The organism is Polynucleobacter sp. MG-28-Ekke-A2 (genome assembly GCF_035012985.1).
Taxonomy (GTDB): domain Bacteria; phylum Pseudomonadota; class Gammaproteobacteria; order Burkholderiales; family Burkholderiaceae; genus Polynucleobacter.
The window spans coordinates 5327-28133 of record NZ_JAYGQU010000017.1 but is presented as its reverse complement, the minus strand read 5'-3'; the positions used below and the strand labels follow the sequence as shown (position 1 = coordinate 28133).

General features: G+C 46.5%; 1 protein-coding gene. It reads left to right on the top strand.

Annotated features, from left to right (window positions below):
* The first annotated feature begins 49 nt into the window (after positions 1 to 49).
* Positions 50 to 22807, top strand: coding sequence for a YDG domain-containing protein (locus VC188_RS09605; RefSeq protein WP_323483791.1), 22758 nt, complete (start codon positions 50 to 52; stop codon positions 22805 to 22807).

Here is a 22807-nt window from a genome sequence, read left to right as displayed (position 1 = left end):
ATTAGAGAAATTTCGTTAAATTCTCTAGCACTTAAGTGAAATACCAAGTTTGATACCTAAAATTACGCAACCATCGCATAGAAAGAGCTGTGAATCACAGTTCAAAGCCGCTAAGTTATTAGCGGCTTTAGCTATTGCTGGTCTGGCTGGACAGGCGCTAGCTGCCCCTCCCGCCGCTAATGCGTTGCCAACAGGCGGGAAAGTTGTTGCTGGTACAGCAGCCATCTCCCAGGCGGGTAACACTATGAATATCAATCAATCCAGTCAACGTGCTGTGATTAATTGGAATAGTTTTGATGTAGGTTCAAAGGCAACTGTGAACTTTAATCAACCCAATTCCTCTGCATCAACCCTCAATTACGTCAATAGTGCTTCAAAATCGATGATCAATGGCGCAGTCAACGCCAATGGTCAGGTGATTTTTGTAAATAACAATGGCGTGGTGTTCGGTAAGGGCGCTGAAGTGAATGTGGGTGGCATGGTGGCAACCACCATGAACATCTCTGCAACAGAATTTATGTCTGGTAAGGACACTCAGGTTTATGAGGGTGGCACTACTGGCAAAATTATCAATAAAGGCCATATTACTGGCAATAATATTAATAGTTATATTGCATTAATGGCGCCACAAGTAGTTAATACTGGCGTTATTACTGCAACAATGAGTGGTAATAATGCGATTGCATTAGTTGCCGGTCAAAAAGTGACTTTGAAATTTTCTGGCAGTCAATTTGTCAGCGTTTCAGTTGATGCTTCAGTAGTAAATGCATTAATTTCAAATAAATTATTAATTAATGCAGGTAGTGGTCAAGTAATTATTGGCGCAAATGCTGCACAGAATTTAATGGGCTCACTCATTAAAAATACCGGCACTATTTCTGCATCCGATATTAATACTTCTGGTGGAAAAATCTCATTAACTGCCGACACAATCGAGCAAAGTGGTGTGATTGAAGCCAATTCTGCACAAGCAACGGGTGGCAATATTAGCCTTAAAGGTAATAACATTACTTTAGCAAGCGGTTCAAAAACCACTGCCACTGGTGCAACAGCCGGCGGAACTATTAATGTTGGCGTAAACAGCGCAAACAATCAATCAGTTCAAGACGCTATACAAAACAATTCCTTAGCAAACACAGTTTCCGTACAAACTAACGCAACTGTAGATGCATCTGCTACCCAAAACGGTAACGGTGGAACCATCAATATTTGGTCTCAAATCAAGACCTTAATTGCTGGAAACCTCTTCGCAAAGGGTGGGGCGCAAGGTGGTAATGGCGGTGCAATAGAAACCAGCTCTAAAGGCCAAGTGCAATTAGGGCAACGTTTAAGCGTTGATACCAGTGCGCCTAAGGGCAAAACGGGTTTATGGATAGTCGATCCCACCAGCATCATTGTTGATAGCAATGCCGCAAGCTTAATTTCTAATGCCTTGAATACTACTAGTGTGACGCTTGATGCGACGGGTAGCGCATGTTCAGGCTTGGGAACTTGCACTCAAAGCCAAACTGCTTTGATTCGGTTTGTCACTGGGGCCAACATTCTGGCAACTAATCCCAATACCTCGCTGAATCTGATTGCCAACGGCGGTCTGATTGAGATCAATAGCAACATTCAGGTAGGCGCACTCAATGCAATGGCTGACGTCATCAACGTAAACCAGGGCAGCTCTATCAACACCCTTGGCGGCAGCTCTGGAAATGTCTTCTTAGCTGGCGCGACGATTAATATCCTCGGCTCTATTAATACCTCTGGATCTACAGGTTCGGGAGCGGGCTCTTCGAATGCTTCTGGCACTGCAGGAAATACTCGCCGCCGTAACGGAGTAAATTCCGGTATTAATGCGGATAGCAATGTTTACACCAGTAATGGAAATAATATTACGATCATTGCCACAGGCGATATTAATATTGGCAATCAAAATATCCAAAATAATTCAAATACCTCATTAATTGCCAATGGTATTAATGGCGGCAATATTAATATCGTTTCTAAAAATGGAAATGTTATTAATAATGGAATTATTGACGCAGTTGGATTAAATGGTATTGGCGGGCAAATTATTATTGCTGGTCAAAACTCCACAGTAATGAATAATGCATTAATTAGTGCAGATGGATTAATTGGTGGCGGATTAATTCAGATTGGATTAGCCAATAATATTGGCAGTGGTTCTACATTAGCGCCACCGGTCATTCAAAATCCATTTGCAATTTATTTCTCTACTGGTTCGCCAGCGCAAAATAACTCAAATTCAGTAGCAGTAGCATTTAACGTAATATCCCAAGCAACATCTCTTGATTCCAATTCTGGAATATCAGCTTCAGCAGTAAACAATACCAATTCCCAAAATAGCATTACCACTGGCGGACAAATTATTCTTGTCGGCAATAACTCGCTTGATACCGCAGCGCAAATTCATGCTAATGGCGGTAATGGTGGATTAATTCTATTAAGCTCGCCTACGGGCACCTATCAAAATACTGGGTATATCCAAACCAATGGTGGGGCAGGTTTAGGTGGCACGATTGCCCAGTCAGGCTTCATTAGCACCACACTAACTGGTGCAACACTAGAAGCAAATGGACAACTTGGCGGCGGAAATATCACCACCGGCCGTGACTTCCAAACAAGTCCTCTCCCAGGCAGTGCAGCACAAAGTGCACTCCTACCAAACTTGAGCAGCATCCTCACGCTGCCGACATCTCAAGTAACTAATATCGATCAAAACAGCACCCTCAGTGCAAACGCTATCCAAAACGGAAATGGCGGAAATGTCCTGAACTGGGGTGAAGTGCTTAATGCTTATGGCACATTCAATGCACGAGGTGGCGCACTCGGTGGTAATGGTGGCTTAGTCGAAACCTCAGGTGCAAACGATGTTGTGGTGACTGGATTTAGCGTTAATACCAGAGCGCCTAACGGCAAAGCGGGAACTTGGTTGCTTGATCCAAGCAGCAATGTGCAGCCATCAGCATTAACTCAGGCAGCATTTCAGACAGTTCTAACAGCTGGTAACAATGCGGTTTATGTAAGCTCTACAGCGATTTCTTCCGTACCGAATATGTCATTGTCATCGCCCGGCGGAATTTTGGACGTTACCTTTAGTACAACGAGTGCAGCAATTCAAGGAATTACAGTCAATACCATTACGGACGCTTCAACGGTGGCTGGTGCAGGCATCAACCTGAATGTCCTCTCCTCTGGTGGCGCTATCGCTCAACTCAGTACTATTAACGTTAAGGGATCCGTAGTATTAGACAATACCTATGGTTGCTCTGGTTCAGGCTGCACTCCAGCAAGTGGATATTTGCTAACCGCCGCTAATGTTACGAGCGCTACTGTTACTGCTTCTACTCCTGGCGTTAAAACTAATTTAATCAATGCGGGTGGGGCTGTCACCATCAACGCAACTAGCCGGTCAACTGCATTCTTGACTACCGGAAGCATCCTCTCGTCACAGCAGTCTAGTGGTTACGGTATTAGTATCGGTCTCTATGCGGGGTACGCAGGCGGCGCTCCTCCTGCATTAGATGTTGCAGCCGCTAATATTACTCTTACCTCGGGCACTTCTTCGATCGTGGGCGGCGATATTAATCTTCAGGCTATATCGACAGGCACGATTACTGCTGGTCAAGGTTCGCTAGACATCTTTGCGTATGGCGCAAATGTGAACTTAGGAACATCAGGAAGTCCTATTGTTGGTGCCGTAAGTGGCATTGTTGGAGTGAATAATGGCGTCTACAACTTGCACAATATCAACGCGACGACTGTGGCAGGTAGTGGTGGTAACGTCAACATTTATGTCAAAAGTAATGGCACCGGTTCTTCGCTCACTAATACAGGCACGATTACCGCTGGCGCCGATGTACTTATTAATGCACAAAACACAAGCGGGACAGCCGGTACATCTACCGCAGTTACATACTATGGATTAATTACCTCCACCAATGGCGGTATTAGCGTTACAGGCACTACTGCGGGAACGGGAAATGCAGTCGAATTGGGTGCAATGACAATTTCTGGTGGAAGTGGAAGCATCTATGTGTCTGGAACTCAAGCTGCTGCTGCTGCTGCTGGTGGGGTAACAGGGATCTATCAAACAGGGAACATTACTGATGGCAGTAATGGTGGAAGTATCACTTTCATATCCAATAACAAAATTTATCAGACTGGCGCTATTACCTTGGCAGGTAATACCACTGGAACTGGATCATCTGTTACCTATGACACAACATCCGGTAACAACCTTTCACTCATTACATCGGGTCAGCTCACTTTAACAGGCGCCGCTTCCACAACCGCAATTAATCATATTGAGATTACGAATGGCGCACCCATTACGACATCGGCAATTACGGTGCCTGGGTATATTCTGGTCGATAACACCAATAATGGGACAACTCTAGCGGCAAATGCAACTACGGGAACAGCGCTTACTATTGGCGGAGCTTTAACTTCAGGCGCTTATGCTGGAACAAATGCTATTACGCTAAATGCAATTGCGGGTACAGCCGGTATTGGCATCAAAGACACTGCCTCTGCAAGTAGCTTAAATGCATCTGTTGGCAATATCACTCTAAATTCAGTTACATCAACTGGGGCAGGTATTGCTTACACCAGCCCAATTACGGCAACATCAGGCACTGTAAGCCTGACCGCAACCTCAACAACTGGCACAACCATTACTGCTACGGGCGCTATTACTGGATTGGGTATTACCGTTAATGGCACTGCAACTACTGCAACAACTATTACAAGTCTTGGAGCAATGACGGTAAATGGCTTGTATGCTGCTGGCACAACTGTGGCACCTACATTCATATCCAACACAAGCGGTACCTATATTGGCTCAATTAACGCATTGCCTACATTAACTTCTGGCTCTATTGCCGGTATCAATGCTGGTCTTACTAACAATATTCAGACTGCTTCCGTTGTATACGCCATGGCAGGTAATACAGCTACTAATGCAAATTATTTGTTAGGGTGGGGTGCAGCAGCTACTCCGCTGACAAGAATGGTTCAGCTGAATTTGCAGCTCATCAATGGGCAACTCATTGCTACTGAGATTGCTGCTAAAACAAACACTACTGCATTAACAACAGGTAGCGGTACCAATATCAATACTTTATGGACCGGCGGAACGGCAGCGACCACGCAATCAACTTCTTTGGCTACTGCTGGTTATGGTATTGCTAATATTGGGTTTAGTGGATCACCAATATTTACAAACTCTGCATCAGGAAATATTGTCGTCACTGGCAATAACACTGCCGCAGGGGGGTCTACCGGCATTACTCAAACTGGTGCAGTGACAAGTAATGTTATTTCCGGAAACATCACCTTTACTTCGAATAACTTAATTGCCCAGAGTGGGGCAATTAGCTTGGTAGCAAATACAGCAGCAAGCACTCAAGCCAACATTACTTACAACACTACTAGCGGAAATCAGCTTTCTAAGATTTCAACTGGTGCAATAACCATTGGTGCCGGTACAAATACTTCAGCCATCAACTTTATTGAGAATTCAAATGGTTCAGCGTTAACCGTTGGCGCTACATCCATGCCTGGCTATATTTTGATTGATAATGCATGCTCAGCATGCGGAACTCCATTAACCCCAGCAACCGCTGCCGCTAGCTTAACAACTGGCGTAGGTGTTACTGTTAGCGGGGCATTAAGCGCTGCAAATTACATTAGCATCGCCGGCATTAATACCAGCACCACAAATGCAGCTGTTGCACTGGGCGCAAACACATTAACGGTAACTAATGCTGCATCTTTCCCAACAGCTGGCGTTAATGCGATCAGCGTGATTGGGTATAAAAATTCATCAACGACATCTACTGTTGGCTCGCTTGGTATTTCGTCAACAGGTGCACTTGCAGTTCAGTCCGCTGGCGGTGATGTGCTGTTTCAATCAAATGGCTATATTACTCAAACGGGCGGCCTTACTTTAGTTGCCAACACCACAACCCATGCACAAAACGTTAAATATGACACTACAAGCGGTAATGGTGGTAGCGCAATAACGATTGGAGCCATTACTTCTCAGGGCGCCTCAATCAGCGCGCCAGTTAACGTTACGGTAGTAGCAACAGGCGCAATTACTCAGACTGGCGCTTGGGCGTTTGCGCCAGCTACAGGCATCACAGGCACCTTGATTTTGGATAACCATTTAACTCAAGGGTCAAGCATTACCTCTTCAGGCGGAATTACTTCTTCAGGCGCAGGTACGGTTAATTTGCAATTCCTTGCTGGCGGTCAATCAATCGTTAGTGGTGCAATCACAGCAAGCAGCGGCCCAATAAATGTGGTCATGCAATCTTATTGGAAGACTAACACTACCAGTTCTGGCTATGGAGGTACCGTTTTAAATACTGCCCCCATAACGACGAGGGGTGGATATGTCATCATGGACGGTACGGGCGGTACTATTGATTTAGTTAATCAAACCATCACAATGGGCACAGTCAATGTTGGCTATCTACAAAACATTTATCCCCAAGCAAGCATCAACACCACCACAAATGCTGGAGTAGTAAGCGCTACTTCAACAGGTGGCAACTTTATTGGTGCCGGTTACGCTGCCGTATCCGGAGGAGGCTTGAGTGCCTATGAGAGTACTAACGTCACCTTAAATATTGGCGGCTTCGTTAATATTCAAGTAAAATCTGCAGGTACCACTTTGTACGGTTATCAAATTTGCGGTTACGGGGCTGGACCAATTAATGCGGCTGGCAATATCACTATTACCGCCAATAGCTCCTCAACTGGAATAGTTGGCCAGGTTATCTATCTCAGTGCTGGTACAACTTTAACTTCTTATACCGATAGTGTAAATATAAGCAACACCAGTACCGGCAATGGAAGTGGAATCACAATTGATGCAGCTATTTCTGCGGCCACTGGCATCACTATCAACAATACCAACGTTGGTGCCATAGGCGTACAGAGTAATGCTGCTGGAACTCTTACTACAACAGCCGGCACGATTTCTATTACCAGCACATCTACTGGCTCTGGTGTTTACGCTGAATCGCTGGCTGGTCTAATTACAGCGCCAAAAGTGACTATCACTGGAGCTAATAGTACTGCAGGTGGATTGGGTGCGTCTGTTACCGGTGGAGTTACGATTACGAACGTGGCTGGAACTTATGCATCAGTAGGGGATGCATTAAATATCACCACTACTGTTGGTACCAACGGAACTACCGGCGGCATCAACGTTACTACAGGTGCCATCACTAATAACTCCAATGGCGGTGATGTCACATTTAAGACCAATGGTGACATTACAGCAACATCTGCGGTCAGCTTTGCTACTGCCAATAGGACCAACCATGCGCAAACAATTACCTACGACACCACATCAGGCAATTTAAATAGTCAAATTACGACCGGCTCACTTACCTATGCATCCACAGGTGCTCTAAGTCCAGTCAATTATATTCAAAAGGCAAGTGGTTCAGTACTAACTGTTGGAACTTTGTCGGTATCTGGATCTATCACTATTGACAATACTTTTGGCTGTAGCGGTTCAGCATGCACCCCTACAAGTGGTTACCTTACAAACGGTACGGTAGGAACTACTACTGTTACTCAAAATGGTGCCGGGGCAATTTTAGCTAGCAACCTTACTGCTGGCGGCAACATCACAATCAATGGTGTTTGGTACGGTAGTTCTAATAGTGGCGGAACCCTAAATTTGAGCGCGGGGACGATTTCCGCGGGCCAAAATACGCTCAATGGGCCCGGTGCAATTAACCTCAATCTACTCTCATATGATCCAGCCAATTCATCCTGCATCCTGCAAGCGAATGGAGTCATAACTTTTAATTCAGGCACTTCGAGCATTGCTGGTGGCGGCATCACTATTTTGGGCGGTCTCATTGGCCCTGGTGCAAGCGCTAATTCAGCAATCTATAGCACTTCTTCTGGTAACAATGTTGTAACCATGAATGCCTACAGCAGCAATATTAATATTGGCACTGTAGCGCAACCAATTAGTGCTGGCTACGTGATGTACAACGATGCATTTGGGGTATTGACTGCAACAGGGACTGGTGCGAGTGCAGGTAACGTTTCCATATACATGCAGGCAACTAATGCTAGTGGCACAGCATTCATACACACTAAAGCGATTGTTGCCTCGAATGCTGTAACCATTGTTGCTAGTGGCCTAACTGGAACTGTGCTCTCTCAGACTGGCGCAATCACAGCTAATTCTATTTCTGTAACGGGAACGGGTACCACTGCTGCCACAGTAGTTTCTTTAGGTGCAATGACGATTAACGCGGGCGGTACAGATATTTCAGTGACTGGAAATGACACTGCAGCGGGTGGAAACACTGGCATTACCCAAACAGGCGCAATAACCCAAAATGCCAATGGCGGCAATATCACTTTCACCTCTAACAATGCGATTAGTCAAAGTGGTGCAGTAACGGTAGCTCCCAATACCAGCGGTACCGCTAGCTATATTACTTACAACACTACCAGCGGAAATAAACTATCTACGATTTCAACTGGTGCCTTAACCATTGGCGCTGGAACTAGCAGCTCTGCAATTAATTACATAGAAAAATCAAGCGGCTCTGCATTAGCAATTGGCGCAACAACAGTTCCTGGTTATATTTCAGTTGATAACACATGTTCTTCGTGTGGAACACCGCTAACCCCAGCAACAACAGCTGCCAGCCTTACAACATCCTCAGGGGTTACTGTTAGTGGCGCACTTAGCTCTGGTGCTTACATTAGTCTCACAGGCATTAACAATAGCGCCACATTAGCAGCTGTAGCATTGGCTGCACAAACACTTACTGTTACTAGTGCTGCATCATTTCCAACGGCTGGGGTCAATGCAATCACAGTTACGGGTTTGCATAACACTGCAAACATAGGTGCCCCAGGAATTGCTTCTACTGGCGCAATTGCAATTCAATCGAATGGCGGAGATTTGCTTTTCCAATCTAATGGAACAATTGCCAAATCAGGATCCATAACTATTGCAGCCAATACAACCGGCAATGTGCAAAACTTGGTCTTTGACACAACGCTTGGAAACCCAGTTCTAGAAAACACATATAACGCCTATGTTCAATTCGGTTCCATTACCACCAATGGAACGACCTCATCGCAGTTATTAAAAGCAACTGCCGAGGGAGCTGTCTACCTTGGAACGATTTTAAACGCGGGGGTTGCCGGTACTACTGGCCCTTTAAACGTCATCGCTCAGTCTTTCCATAATAGTAACGGCACAACGCCTGCTCAACAGATAGGACCCAACATCATCACTGTGGGTAATATCACCACTAAAGGTGGTTACATATTGTTAGATGGAACAGGTGGCACTATTTCTGGCACTACCATCACTCCGGGTGCAATTGCGTCAGGAGCAGTGTCTATTGGTCAAAATACGGCTGCAACAAATCAACTTACTTCTACTTTGGATACAACTGGCGGATTGACTGCTGGAGTGGGTAACATATTTTTAGTGGGGTCAACGAGCTCGCAATACAACTACACTGGTACGCCTATGGGTGGTGCTGCGTGGATCTATGGTGGGGTTACGCAACATTCTTCCGTCATCAAGTCCGGTGGGGCACTTTCAATCATAGTCAGCTCATCGGGAGCTGCTACATATGCTTACGTAATTGATAGCTATTCAACGAACAATACTATTACCGCTTATGGAAATCTTAGTATTGAAACAATTAATAGCTCCACTTCAATAAATAGTGGGGCGGGAGCAATATACGTAACTTCTGCCTTGACATCATCTAATGGCAGTGTAATTTTGACTAATACCAGCACTCAGTCTGCATTAGGTATCAATATATCAGCGGCCATAGCTGGTGCAACAGGCGTGAGAATCACCAATAACAGTATTGGATTAGCTGGAGTTTCGAGTTCAGCAGCAATAACAAGTTCTGCGGGCCCGATTAGCATTACAAGTACTACAACCCTTACAGGGATGGCTGTAAGCACTACAGCTGCTGGCACTATTAATGCAAGCAATGGCATTGTTACTATTACCGGCAGAACGGCAACTGGCGTTGCTGTTAGTGCTTTAGGTTCAATCACTGGTAATGCAATCTCTATTAGCGCAACAGATACCGGTACCGCAGCTACGACTTCTAGCATAGGTGTATTGACTACCAATAGTTGTACGGCATCTTCTTGTGTTGGTAGAGACATTTCTGTTGTCGCTAATGATGGCACAGGTTCAACTGGCGGTAATATCGGCATCACCCAGACTGGAAATATTACCCAGAATGCTAATGGTGGCAGCATTATCTTCAGATCTAATAATCAGATATCTCAAGGCGGCAATATTTCTATTGTCCAAAATACGAGTGGTACTGACTCAGTCATTAGTTTTGATACTACTAACGGCAATAAGCTCTCTACTATCAATGCCGGTGCCGTAACTTTCTTGGGCACATCTACAAGTCACATTAATTACAGTAATATTGCTAGTGGTGCGCCAATCATTATTAATAGCGCATTGGTAGTTCCTGGTTCAATCACCTTTGACAATACCTATTTAGCAGGTGTACAGGGCGGAATTAATGCTACAAATGCTTGGCAGTATGGAACCACCGCATCAAATGGCTTGGCAATTACTTGTGCAACTACAGCAGCCTGCGGTAGCTTAAATGCGAATTTCGGTATTTATTTGCGTGGAGTAGTGGGGGCGTCCACTTCATCCGCTAATCAGCTATTTGATGCTGTATCGATTTATGGTGTAGCTCCTCTTACTTTTGTCACTACAGGCACATTTGCAGCTGGACAAGACGCCATTAATATCGTTGGCATCACACCTCAGTTTGTAGTCACCACAAATGCCTTACCCACAAGTACGGTGAAGGGTAATGCCATTGGGATTTCAGGTGCGGTAACGATCACCAATAATTCAAATGGCGGTAACACCAACATCATTGCCTATAATGGCCGCTATAGTGATGCGGTATCAATTACAAATGCATCTACTGCAGGCGCTATTGAAGTGAGTGCTATTGGCACTACTGCTGATATTGTTACGGTAGCGGGTACGATCTTTACGCAAAACTCAAATGAAGGCGTATTTATTGCTACTACCAATAACGGTAACGTAACCCCGCCAAAAATTGTTAATGCAGGTACCGGCCCAGTAGTAATTGAGGCAGGCGCGTATTTAGCTGTTGGCACAGTAAACTCTGCTTGCTCGGCAACTGATTGCGGACAAATTACGGCTATCAGCGGTAATTCAATTACATCGGCTAACGGTAATGTCTACTTGTATGCCGGTTCGCCTGGAGTTACCGCCGGAACAACTTCCACAGAAGCCTCCTTAGGATTGCTTTCTCCTAGCTTGGGTGATTTCACACTCAGCAATACATTGTTTAGCCAGGCTTATGCCGCTGGTAACGTTGCAGCTACATCATTGCCTATCTTTACATTAGGCGGCATTAATACTGCAAACGTAGCAGGTGGTACAGGCGGTACTAGCTGGAATACTGGTGCAATTACTTCTACAAATACTGGCCCAGTAATTCAGTTCCGTATTTCACCAAGTTACACAGCCACGTTATCAGGCAACGTGACTAAGGTTTATGGAACCAATGATCCATTGGCTAGTGCTGGCAATATCAATACAGTTGGAAGTCTAGATTATCAGTTGCAGGCACTGTATGACAAAACAGCCAATAACTCAGGTTGGGTTTCTAATGGTACGGTAGTAGGAACAGGTTCTTCGGCGATTACCTGTGCAAGTACAGCTGGATGTGCGTTGATCACTGTTAATAGCGTGAACTTTGTCGTTCCATTGGGCGCCTTTGTTAACTCTTTGCAGGCTTTGCCCCCAACTCCACGCGCAAGTTATGGCACGCTTGCGGGTGAGCAGGTTAATACCAATAGCACAAGATACACCTACAACATCACAAGCACACACGGCATTAGCGTAAGTTCTGGCGTGACTATCAATAGCTCAAGTTTTGGCAATGTTGGACTGGTTATTACACCTGCACCTCTGACTATTACCGCATCGAATCAGGCTGTGCAGGCAGGAACAGCCTTGCCTTTGGGAACCACCGCTTTCACTAGCACCGGTCTCATAACTACAGTTGATGGAGTAACTTTAGGGGATTCCATTACGAGTTCAACCTTAACATCCAATGGTTTAACCACGGTTCCGACAACCTTGGCGTCTGGAGTTTATGCTCCTCCAAACGTCAATAGCATCACACCAAGCGCTGCGGTATTTGCCCCGGTTTCTGGATCACGTGGTGCTGCGAATTATGCAATTACTTATGTGGGCGGAACCCTTACATCTTCTGCAAATGCAATCGTCACCATCACCGCACTTGCTGACACCAAAATTTACGGTAATAGTACAACTACTAACGGCGTAACTTATAACAGTAATGGCTTGGGAGTGGTAACTATTGGCGGAACAAGCTATTCCATCAGCGGCTTGCCAGTTGGCGACACATTAAATGGACTGTCTTTAACTAGCTTGGGTGGAATAGCAACAGCGCCAGTAGGTAGTAGTTACCAAATCACCCCATCTGCAGCAGTGATTACCGGCACTGTTCCTTACGCGCTGAACTATGTTTCTGCGCTAATGACAGTTCAACCTCGGCCAATTACGATTGCTGCCGTTGGTATCACCACCACATATGGCACGCCGGTTACAGTTTCACAAAATCTAACAACAGGCTACACAATAGGCGGCTCTGGTTTGGGTGCAAGCGACACATTAACAAGCGTTGCCGTCAATTACTACAATGGCACTACGAATTCCACAACCGTACCCGGTTCCACTGGGGCAGCTACTTATAACGCTGCGATTACTACAAGCGCAGCGACTGGTACCGGCGGATTTAACTCTACCAACTACAACATTACCTATACGCCAGCCAACTTGGTGGTTAATAAATTGGCTGTATCCCTTACTGCCAATTCCCAAAGCACTGTATATGGAACAGCGCTAGCATTAGGAACAACGGCTTACACCAGCAGCCTGTCAAGCTTGCCGAATGGCGACACAATTTCTGGGGTGACATTGCAGTACAACAGCTCCGCAACTGTTCCTGGCACTACTAATGCGCTTACTTATACCGGTGGAATCGTTGCAAGCAGTGCAACAGGTACTGGCGGCTTTGGCGCAACTAACTATGCCATCACTTACAGCCCAGGAAATCTCACCGTTACCCCTGCTAATATAGTGATTACACCAGCGGACGTTTCCGCATCCGGTCAGACCGTGATGTACAACGGGGCAGCTCAAACATTCAATCCATCTACTGGATTTACCGTAACTGGTATGCAGAATAGCCAAGCCCTAGTATTTAGCACTAATGGCCTGGCATCTGGATTAAATGTTGGAACTTATGCTAATACGATTACTACCTCAGGAAGCAATCCAACCGTTACAGGCGTAACGAACGGCGGGTCACTTAGTAACTACAACATTAGTGTTTCAGCACAAGGCTCACTCACGATTACCCCAGCGCCATTAACTGTTGCAGGCGTTACAAGCAATGTTGCTTATAACGGTAGCTTGCAAAATAACGCTAATCCAGTAGTGACTGGTTTGGTTGGTATTGATACTCAAGTAGGTAATGGTGTCACCATCACTGGTAAATCTTCAGGTACAAATGCCGGCACTTATAACGATGCCTTATCCGTTGCAGCAGCTGGCGCTACTCAGCTCTCTAACTACACCATTACCAAGACGAATGGTTCATTGGCAATTTCACAATTGGCTGCGACCGTTACTGGTGCAACCACTGTTAATCCATATACTGGAGTGCTGCAAACCAACACCTATACAACTACCGGTATTTTGAGTGGTGATACCGCCAATGTAACGATTGCCGGAAGCGCTGCTGCGACCCACGTATCCCAAGGTACAGTGCCAGACGTATTCTCGGTATCGGGTAGTGCAGCAGGAAACTATGCCTTCACTTATGCGTCTGGCTCAATCACGATTACTCCAGTAGCACTCTCTGTTATTGGCGCTAATACCACTCAGGTCTATAACGCGACTACTCAAACCAATACTGTAGCAACCGTTACTGGACTAAAACCTAGTGATACAGCCACTATTGCTGGTTCTTATGGCGCCGGTAAAAATGTAGGTACTTATGTTGACGCCTTAACTGTTAGCCTTGGCAATCCAAGTGACTACACAATTGGTGTAACCAATGGATCGATTGCCATTACTCCAGCAACTATTACGATCAGCGGTATCACCGCCAATAACAAGGTTTATAACGCCACAACTGCAGCCACCTTGAACATTGGAACGATTACCTACAGCGGTGTATTTGCTGGTGATACCGTTTCAGTAAACACCTCTAACTTATCCGGCACTTTCGTAGACAAGAATGTTGGAACAGCTAAAACTGTCAATATTAGTGGGGTAGTACTTGGTGGCAGTTCATCAGCGAACTACCAATTATCTGGTGGTGCTAACACGACGACTACCGCCAACATCACGCCGGCACCATTAACAATTACTGGCAGCAATTTAACAACGACCTATAACGGTGCAGCACAATCGTTAACATCACCAACCGTTGTAGGTGTAATTGCAGGCGATAACGTGGTTGTAGCTACAACTGGCGGTACTGGCACAAATGCAGGGGCTTATAGCACTAGTTATGCTGCTAGCGGCACTGATGCTGGTAACTACACCGTAACTTCGAATACCCCAACGCTCACAATTAATAAAGCGTCTTTAGTGGTAACTGCGAACAATGCGAGTTCGTTCTACGGTCAGGTTGATCCAGCCCTAACTGCATCAGTTGCAGGATTGCAGGGTACCGATACTGCACCAACTTATACGGTAACTCGTGCACCTGGAACAGCAGTAGGTCCATACGCTATTACAGCATCTGGAGTAAGTAGTAATACCAACTACAACATCAGCTATGTGCCAGGTGTATTTACTATTTCACCGACAGGTGTTCTGGTAATTACGATGAATGCCGCTGCGACAACTTATGGCACAGCGGCCACACCAACAACCGCAACGGTTCAGTACGCTACGCCAGCAGGTAGTGGTCCAGTAACAGTTACTACCTTGACCAACTCCTCCGGCAATATTTGGACTGATGGCAGTTACTCCATCACGATCACACCAAGCATTACTAGTGTTGGCGTTACCCCGGTGGTTAGTGGTCTTAGTACCACTTGGAGTGTGGGTTCATATACCAATGCTGTAAGCAATACTAATAACTACACACAGTCAGGCAGCCCGTTCTCCGGCGTATCCACAATTACCAATACATTGACGATTACTCCGGCACCATTGACGCTGACAGTCGCTGATGTATCTAAAACCTATAACGCCAATGCTGTAACTGCAGCCCAAATTACAGCGGGAAGCCTCACTGGCGGAGTGGCTAACGGTGTGACTGTAACCAGCGGCGCTTTGATGAACAGCCAAACTATTGCAGACTTAGGTGGTGTTGTGTATACCGGCCCAGCAGTTGGCGCTATTAATGCGAGCTCAACACCATATGCAATCAATGGTTCAGTAGGTAGTGGATTCTCAAACTATGCTGTGACTGTTGTTCCAGGTGCGCTGACTGTTAATACCGCTCCGTTGGTAGTGAATGGTGCATTGACAAACCTTACCTACAATGGCGCATTACAAACTAATGCAGCTGCAACGATTGCAGGATTGCAGGGTAGTGATACCTTAACTATTGCTGGTTATGCAACTGGTACCCATGCTGGTACGACAGCAGACGCGTTAGTAGCGACTGGCGCTGCTGCTAGCAACTACAGCATTACCTATAACAATGGAGCATTGACTATTAATCCAGCGGCATTGTTAGTTACTGGTACCAATAATCAATACGCTTATAACGGTGCATTACAAACCAATACTGGCGCATCTGTCAGCGGCCTTAAAGGATCTGATACAGCAACAGTTGCTGGGTATGCAAGTGCTACTCACGTAGCCCAAGGTATTATTCCTGATGTATTAGTAGCTACCGTGTCTAGTCCAGCTGACTACACCGTAACTTATGTACAGGGCAGCTTGCAAATTACGCCAATCGTGATTACTGCTGCGGTCAATACTGCAACCGTGATGTACAACGCTGCCTCACAAACTACTGGTTTTGTGGTGACAGGCCTCAAAGGTGCTGACACTGCAACTTCAGCCTCTGGTACGGCTACTGGTACTAATGTTGGTACCTACAACAGCAACCTAGTTCTCATTACGTCAAGTGATTACACAGTTGGCGCTATTACAAATGGTACTTTGACTATTACACCAGCGCCATTAACCATTAGCGCTGGCTTGACTGCTAACAATAAGGTTTATGACACCACCAATGCTGCAACTATCGGGGTGACTGGTAATCAAACGCTTGCTGGCGTACTCGGTACAGATGCGGTTACTGTGTCATCAACGGGCCCATACACTGGCGCTACGTTTACCCAATCTAATGTTGGATCTGGCTTAACAGTTACTCCAGCAACTACTTCATCAGTTATCAATGGCGCTAGCTACACAACGATGGCTGGTGTCACCTTGGGTGGTGCTGCAGCAGGTAACTACTACGTAGCTGGAGTAGGGCCGCAAACCTTAACAGCGAACATTACACCGGCACCATTAACAATTAGCTCTGGCTTAACTGCTAACAATAAGGCTTATGACGGCACTACTGCAGCTACTATTAGTTCAGCTACCCAAACCTTGGCAGGCGTATTGGTATCTGATGTTGGTAATGTCGCTATTAGTTCATCTGGCCCATACACTGGCGCGTTTAGCCAATCAAACGTCGGTACAGGCTTAGCAGTAAGCGCAAGTACAACGCCAACTACGATTGCTGGCGGTACTTACAACGCGATGACTGGCGTAACCTTATCTGGTAGCGCGCAAGGCAACTACTATGTCGCTGGCTTAAGCGCACCAATTGCTGCCAATATCACGCCATACATCATTAATTTCGGCAGTGGTTCGGGTCCTAATATTGCTGCTGTGGCAAACAACAAGGTTTACACCTCGACTACTGCAGCTAACGGTAGCTTGAGTATGGTGAACCTGTTTGGTACGGATTCAGTATCAGTAAGTTACACCAGCGCTGCATTTGCAAGCCCGAATGTAGCTACTGGCGCTGCCGTTACTTTTAATGGCGTCACTTTATCGGGTGCATCTGCAGCTAACTACAGCATTGGCTTCACTCCAGTGACAGCGACTGCAAACATTACTCCTGCATTGCTGACCATTACTGCGGTGGATAAGTCTTCTTTCTATAGCCAAGGCTTGGCAACATTAACCCAAGCGCCAGCAATAGGGCTCTTGGGTAGTGATGCAGTAACTGGCGCAGCGATTACGACTACTGCAACTTCTACAGGTGCAAATGCTGCTGTTGGTGCATACCCAATTACGATTAGCGCTGCAACCGGTTCTGGTTTATCGAACTACAGCATTAACTATGTGCCTGCAAATTACACAATCGTAGGGCCTGGCGCCTTAGTGATTACCACTGCTGGTGTTACCACACCATATGGCACGGGTACATCGGGAAATATCCTTGCACCTGCATTGCCAACAGCTAGCTACACATCGTCTCTTGGCGGCGTAATTAGTTCGCTAACTTATGTCAGCTCATCTACAACCCTTATAGTGACTAGCTATACCTTCCGCGATGCGTCTAACAATGACGTGACTTTTAACTTAGCCCCATCTAACGTTACTACTAGCACTTCAGGCAATATTACTGTTGGCAGCTACGCTTACGCAGCTTCCAACCTCGTATCTTCCACCGGCTTAACTTCAGCTATTCCATCGGGTAATTTCACGGTTACGCCATTGGCTGTAACAATTACGGCCCCTGCAGCTACTCATGCCTATAACGGCGCCGTACAAACTCAACTGGCAGCAACAGCATCGCCTGCAATTTTGACTAATGATCTAGTCACTGTGAGTGGTGCGGCTAGCGGTAAAAACGTGGGTGTTTATGGTTCAAATCTAGCGACAAGCGGATTGGATGCTGGTAACTACAACTTTACCTATGTGAATGCTAACCTCACTATCACGCCATTCATCATCGGCTCTGGTGGTAGTGGCGCTCCAAGCATTGCAGCTACAGCTAACAATAAGGTCTATGACACTACGACTGTTGCCTCTGGCGCACTGGCGATGACGAACTTGTTTGCTGGTGATTCTGTATCGGTTGCCTATACAAGCGCAGCTTTCGCAAGCCCTAACGTGGCTAACGGCCTAACAGTAAGCTTTAGTGGGGTTACCTTATCGGGCGCTGCAGCTGCTAACTATTCAGTTGCAAGTGTGCCTACTGCAACAGCCAATATCACTCCTGCGCCATTAACCATTAGCGCTGGCTTGACTGCTAATAACAAGGTCTACGACACAACCAATGCCGCTACGATTGCCGTAACGGGTACGCAATCTTTAGCTGGGGTGTTGGGTACAGACGTGGTATCAGTAAGTTCTACCGGCCCATACACGGGTGCAACATTTAGCCAGTCCAACGTAGGCTCAGGTTTGACAGTGACACCGGCGACTTCTGTTGTGAATGGCGTAACAACCATGACCGGCGTAACCTTGACAGGCGCAGCAGCAAATAACTACTACGTGGCGGGAGTAGGGCCTCAGACATTAGTGGCTAACATTACACCGGCACCTTTGACCATTAACGCTGGCTTAACTGCAAACAATAAGGCGTACGACGGCACAACTGCAGCTACCATCAGCTCGGCCTCTCAAACGTTAGCGGGTGTATTGGCGGCGGACTTAAATAACGTGGCTGTAAGCTCATCCGGTCCGTACAACGCTACCTTTGCAAGTAAAAATGTGGCTAACGGCATTACCGTTACACCAAATACCACCCCGACAGTGATTGCTGGCGGCACCTATAACGCTATGAGCGGTGTAACGCTCTCAGGTAGCGCTGCGTCGAACTACTATGTCACTGGTACAGCGTCCCCAATTACTGCCAACATCACGCCATACATCATTAATTTCGGTAGCGGCACAGGCCCGAACATCACCGCAGTAGCAGATAGCAAGGTCTATACCTCTACTAATACTGCAAACGGCGCATTGTCGATGGTCAATTTATTCCCGGGCGATTCAGTAGCGGTTAGTTACGCAACTGCTACCTTTGCTAGCTCAAATGTGGCTAATGGCATTACCGTTACATTCAATACGCCTGCGCTGTCTGGCGCAAGCGCTGCTAATTACTCGATTGGCTCAACTGCAATTACTGCACCAGCCAATATCACTCCAGCGCCGCTGACAATTACAGCAGTAAATAAATCAAGCTTCTATAGCCAATCTTTAGCGACCTTAACCCAAGCCCCTGCAGTAGGGCTGTTAGGTAGCGATACCGTTACAGGCGCAACGATTAGCACAACTGCATCAACTACTGGGGTGAATGCCTCGGCTGGTGCTTACCCAATTGCAATTAGCGCGGCTACTGGCAGCGGCATCGGTAACTATTCGATCACCTATATTCCTGCGACGTATACGATTGTTGCCCCCGGTGCCTTGATGATCACAACCGCTGGTGCAACTACACCATACGGCACCAGCACATCTGGCAATATCATTACTCCAGCACAACCAGTTGCCTCCTATAGCACTGGCGGCTCCAATATCAGCGCATTAACATTTGTTAGTGCAGCTACAGATGGTAATGTCACAAGCTATGTATACCGTGATGCGACTAGCGCTTTAGTGAGCTTTAATCTCATCCCAACCGGTACAACCACCAGCACTTCCGGAAATATTGTTGTGGGTAGCTATGCCTACGCTGCAAGCAATTTGGTTTCTGCCAGCTCTGGATTGACCTCTGGTTCTGCGATCGCCAGCGGTAATCTGACTGTTACTCCGTTGGCTGTAACAATTACTGCGCCAACCACTGCTGCACTGACTTACAACGGTCAAGTTCAGACCCAGGGTCCAGCAGTAGCATCACCAGCAATTTTGACAAATGACTTGGTAACGGTTTCTGGCGCAGCTAGCGGTAAAAACGTCGGTGTATATGGCTCGAATTTGGCCGTAAGTGGTGCAGATGCCTCTAATTACACCTTCACCTTGGTGAATAAGAACATCACCATTACGCCTTACGTCGTTACACCTGGCTCTACCACCGGCCCTCGTTTGACAACTGCTGCCAATAGCAAGGTCTATGACACGACTACTGCTGCTACAGGTAGTTTGGCGATGGCTGGATTGTTCCCGGGAGATTCTGTTGCTGTTAATTACAGTAGCGCTGCCTTTGCTAGTGCCAACGTCAATCTGCCAGCTAGCCCACAAACCGTGACATTTAGTGGTGTGACTTTGTCTGGTGCATCAGCAAGCAACTACAGCATTGCTAGCGGGGCAATTACTGCCACTGCCAACATTACGCCTGCGCCAGTCAGCATCAGTGGTTTGGTTGCAAATAATAAGGTGTACACATCCACCACTGCTGATGTAATTTCAGGCACGCCGATTGTGACTGGCTTGTTAGGTTCCGATACCTCGACCGCTACTGGCACAGCACTAGGAACTTTCGCATCACCGAATGTAGCTAATGGCATTTCAGTGGCTGCTGATTTAAGTGGAATGACCTTAAGTAACAGTAACTATGTGATTACTGGTTTGACAGCCCCCTTGGCAGCCAACATCACACCGGCACCATTGACGATTAGCTCTGGCTTGTATGCTCAGAATAAGGTGTACGACACGACAACTGCAGGAATGATTGCAGCCATCGGTACACAAACATTGGCAGGGACCCTTGGCTCTGATGCAGCGAATTTAACTGTCAGCTCTTCCGGTCCATACACAGGTAGCTTTAGTCAGGCAAGCGTTGGCAGCGGATTAACAGTTTCTCAAGCTACAGTCACAACCGTCATCAACGGCCAAAGTTATACGACTATGGCAGGCGTAACCTTATCTGGCTCCGCTGCAGGTAATTACTATGTGACAGGCCCAACGACTGCATTAACAGCAAATATTACTAAAGCGCCGTTAACTATTACTGCTATTAATCAGGCCTCATTTGTCACTCAGCCAACAGGGGCATTAACTTACGCATCCATTGGCTTGCTAGGTAGCGACACAATTTCTGCTGTAACTCTGGCAACGGCTGCATCGAATATCCAACCGGCTGGTCAATATGCCATTACCGCATCTAATGCAACTGGAGCAGCAATTGGTAACTACCAGGTAACGTATGCGCCAGGCACATACACTATTGTTCCTGCTGGTCAGCTTCTGATTCAGAGTAGTGGGGCGGTGACGCCTTATACAACTGCAGCAACTTTTGCCAACCCAACGGTAGCTTATGCAACCTCTAGTGGCGCTGTGATTAATAATCTTTACCTCACAGCGAGCAGCACGGTAAATGGTATCACTACCTATACTTATTCTGATGGAGCAGGTGCAAGCTTGAGCTTTAACTTTGCGCCTACTAACCCAGTTATGAGTGGTTCAAATAATGTAAGCGTTGGCACCTATGGCCTATCTGCAGCCAACTTTGTAATCACCGGCAATAACATCACCAACATCTCTCCAGTGGTCACTGGGGACCTAACGGTTACTCCACGGGCAATCACAATCATTGCGACACCTGCCACCTATGTATATAACGGTACCGTCAGAGTATTGGCTAATAACGCCGCCACCGCTGGTATTGTTGCGGGGGATTTGGTAACTATTTCAGATACAACGGCAGGCAAGAATGTCGGTAATTATTTCTCTGCATTGGCAACGGCTGGCGCAGACGCTAGAAACTACCAAACAAGCTTTGTAAATGCTAATTTGGCGATTACTCCATACGTATTGGGCTCGGGAGCAGGCGGCCCGGCAATTAGCGCTTCTGCAAATAATAGGGTCTACAACACAACTACTGACGCAACCGGTAGCTTGGCGATGACTGGTTTATTCCCGGGTGATGTTGTGACGGCTAATTTCACAAGTGCATCATTTGCTAGCCCTAATGCTAATAACGGTACGACAGTGACATTTAACGGCGTTACCTTGTCTGGTGCTGCTGCAGCAAACTATGTATTGGGAACAGCGCCGGTAACAACGACTGCCAACATTACTAAAGCACCTGTGACGATTAGCGGCCTACTTGCTCAGAATAAGTTATTTGATGGCACTACGGCTGCCATCATTACTGGCAGTCCTGTCATTGCAGGTCTCTTGGGATCTGATGTTTCTACCCTGTCTGGCTCTGTACTTGCTGGATTGTTTGCTAGCTCAAATCCTGCCGATAGAATTTTGGTTAAAGCGATCTTAGATGCTTTAATTTTAGGTAACCCTAACTATTACATAGCTGGCGTGACATTCCCCTTAGTTGCTGATATCACAGCTCCGCCGCAAGCAATTAACAACATGGCAATTGTGCAGCAGCAGGCTACGCCAGAATTTGTGCCAGAGCGCCCAACTTATCTCATCAATAAGGGCGACTTGATTTATGTCCGCGACAAGGACGACTTGCCGAAGTACTTACAGGCAATTGAGGTTCCACCATCAGGCGCATTTAAGTTCCCTGTGCCAGATCAAATTATTCAGGAGCTGATTAACCTGTCCGGCGAGAATGTGACCTTGTCTAAACAAGTCGGCAGCTACAAGTTATTGTTATTACCTAATGGCAGCAGACTAGTTGTGACTTTGCCTGATGACGCACCATTGCCAGCTGGCATTCGGTACGATGCCGCAAGTAAGGGCTTCTCAGTGCCTAAACTTGGCGAAGTTACTCTGCCTCTGTCTGTAAAAGTAACGCTGATGCGTGGCAATAAAGTCTTGAGTCAGAAGATCATGGTGGTTACTAAGTAA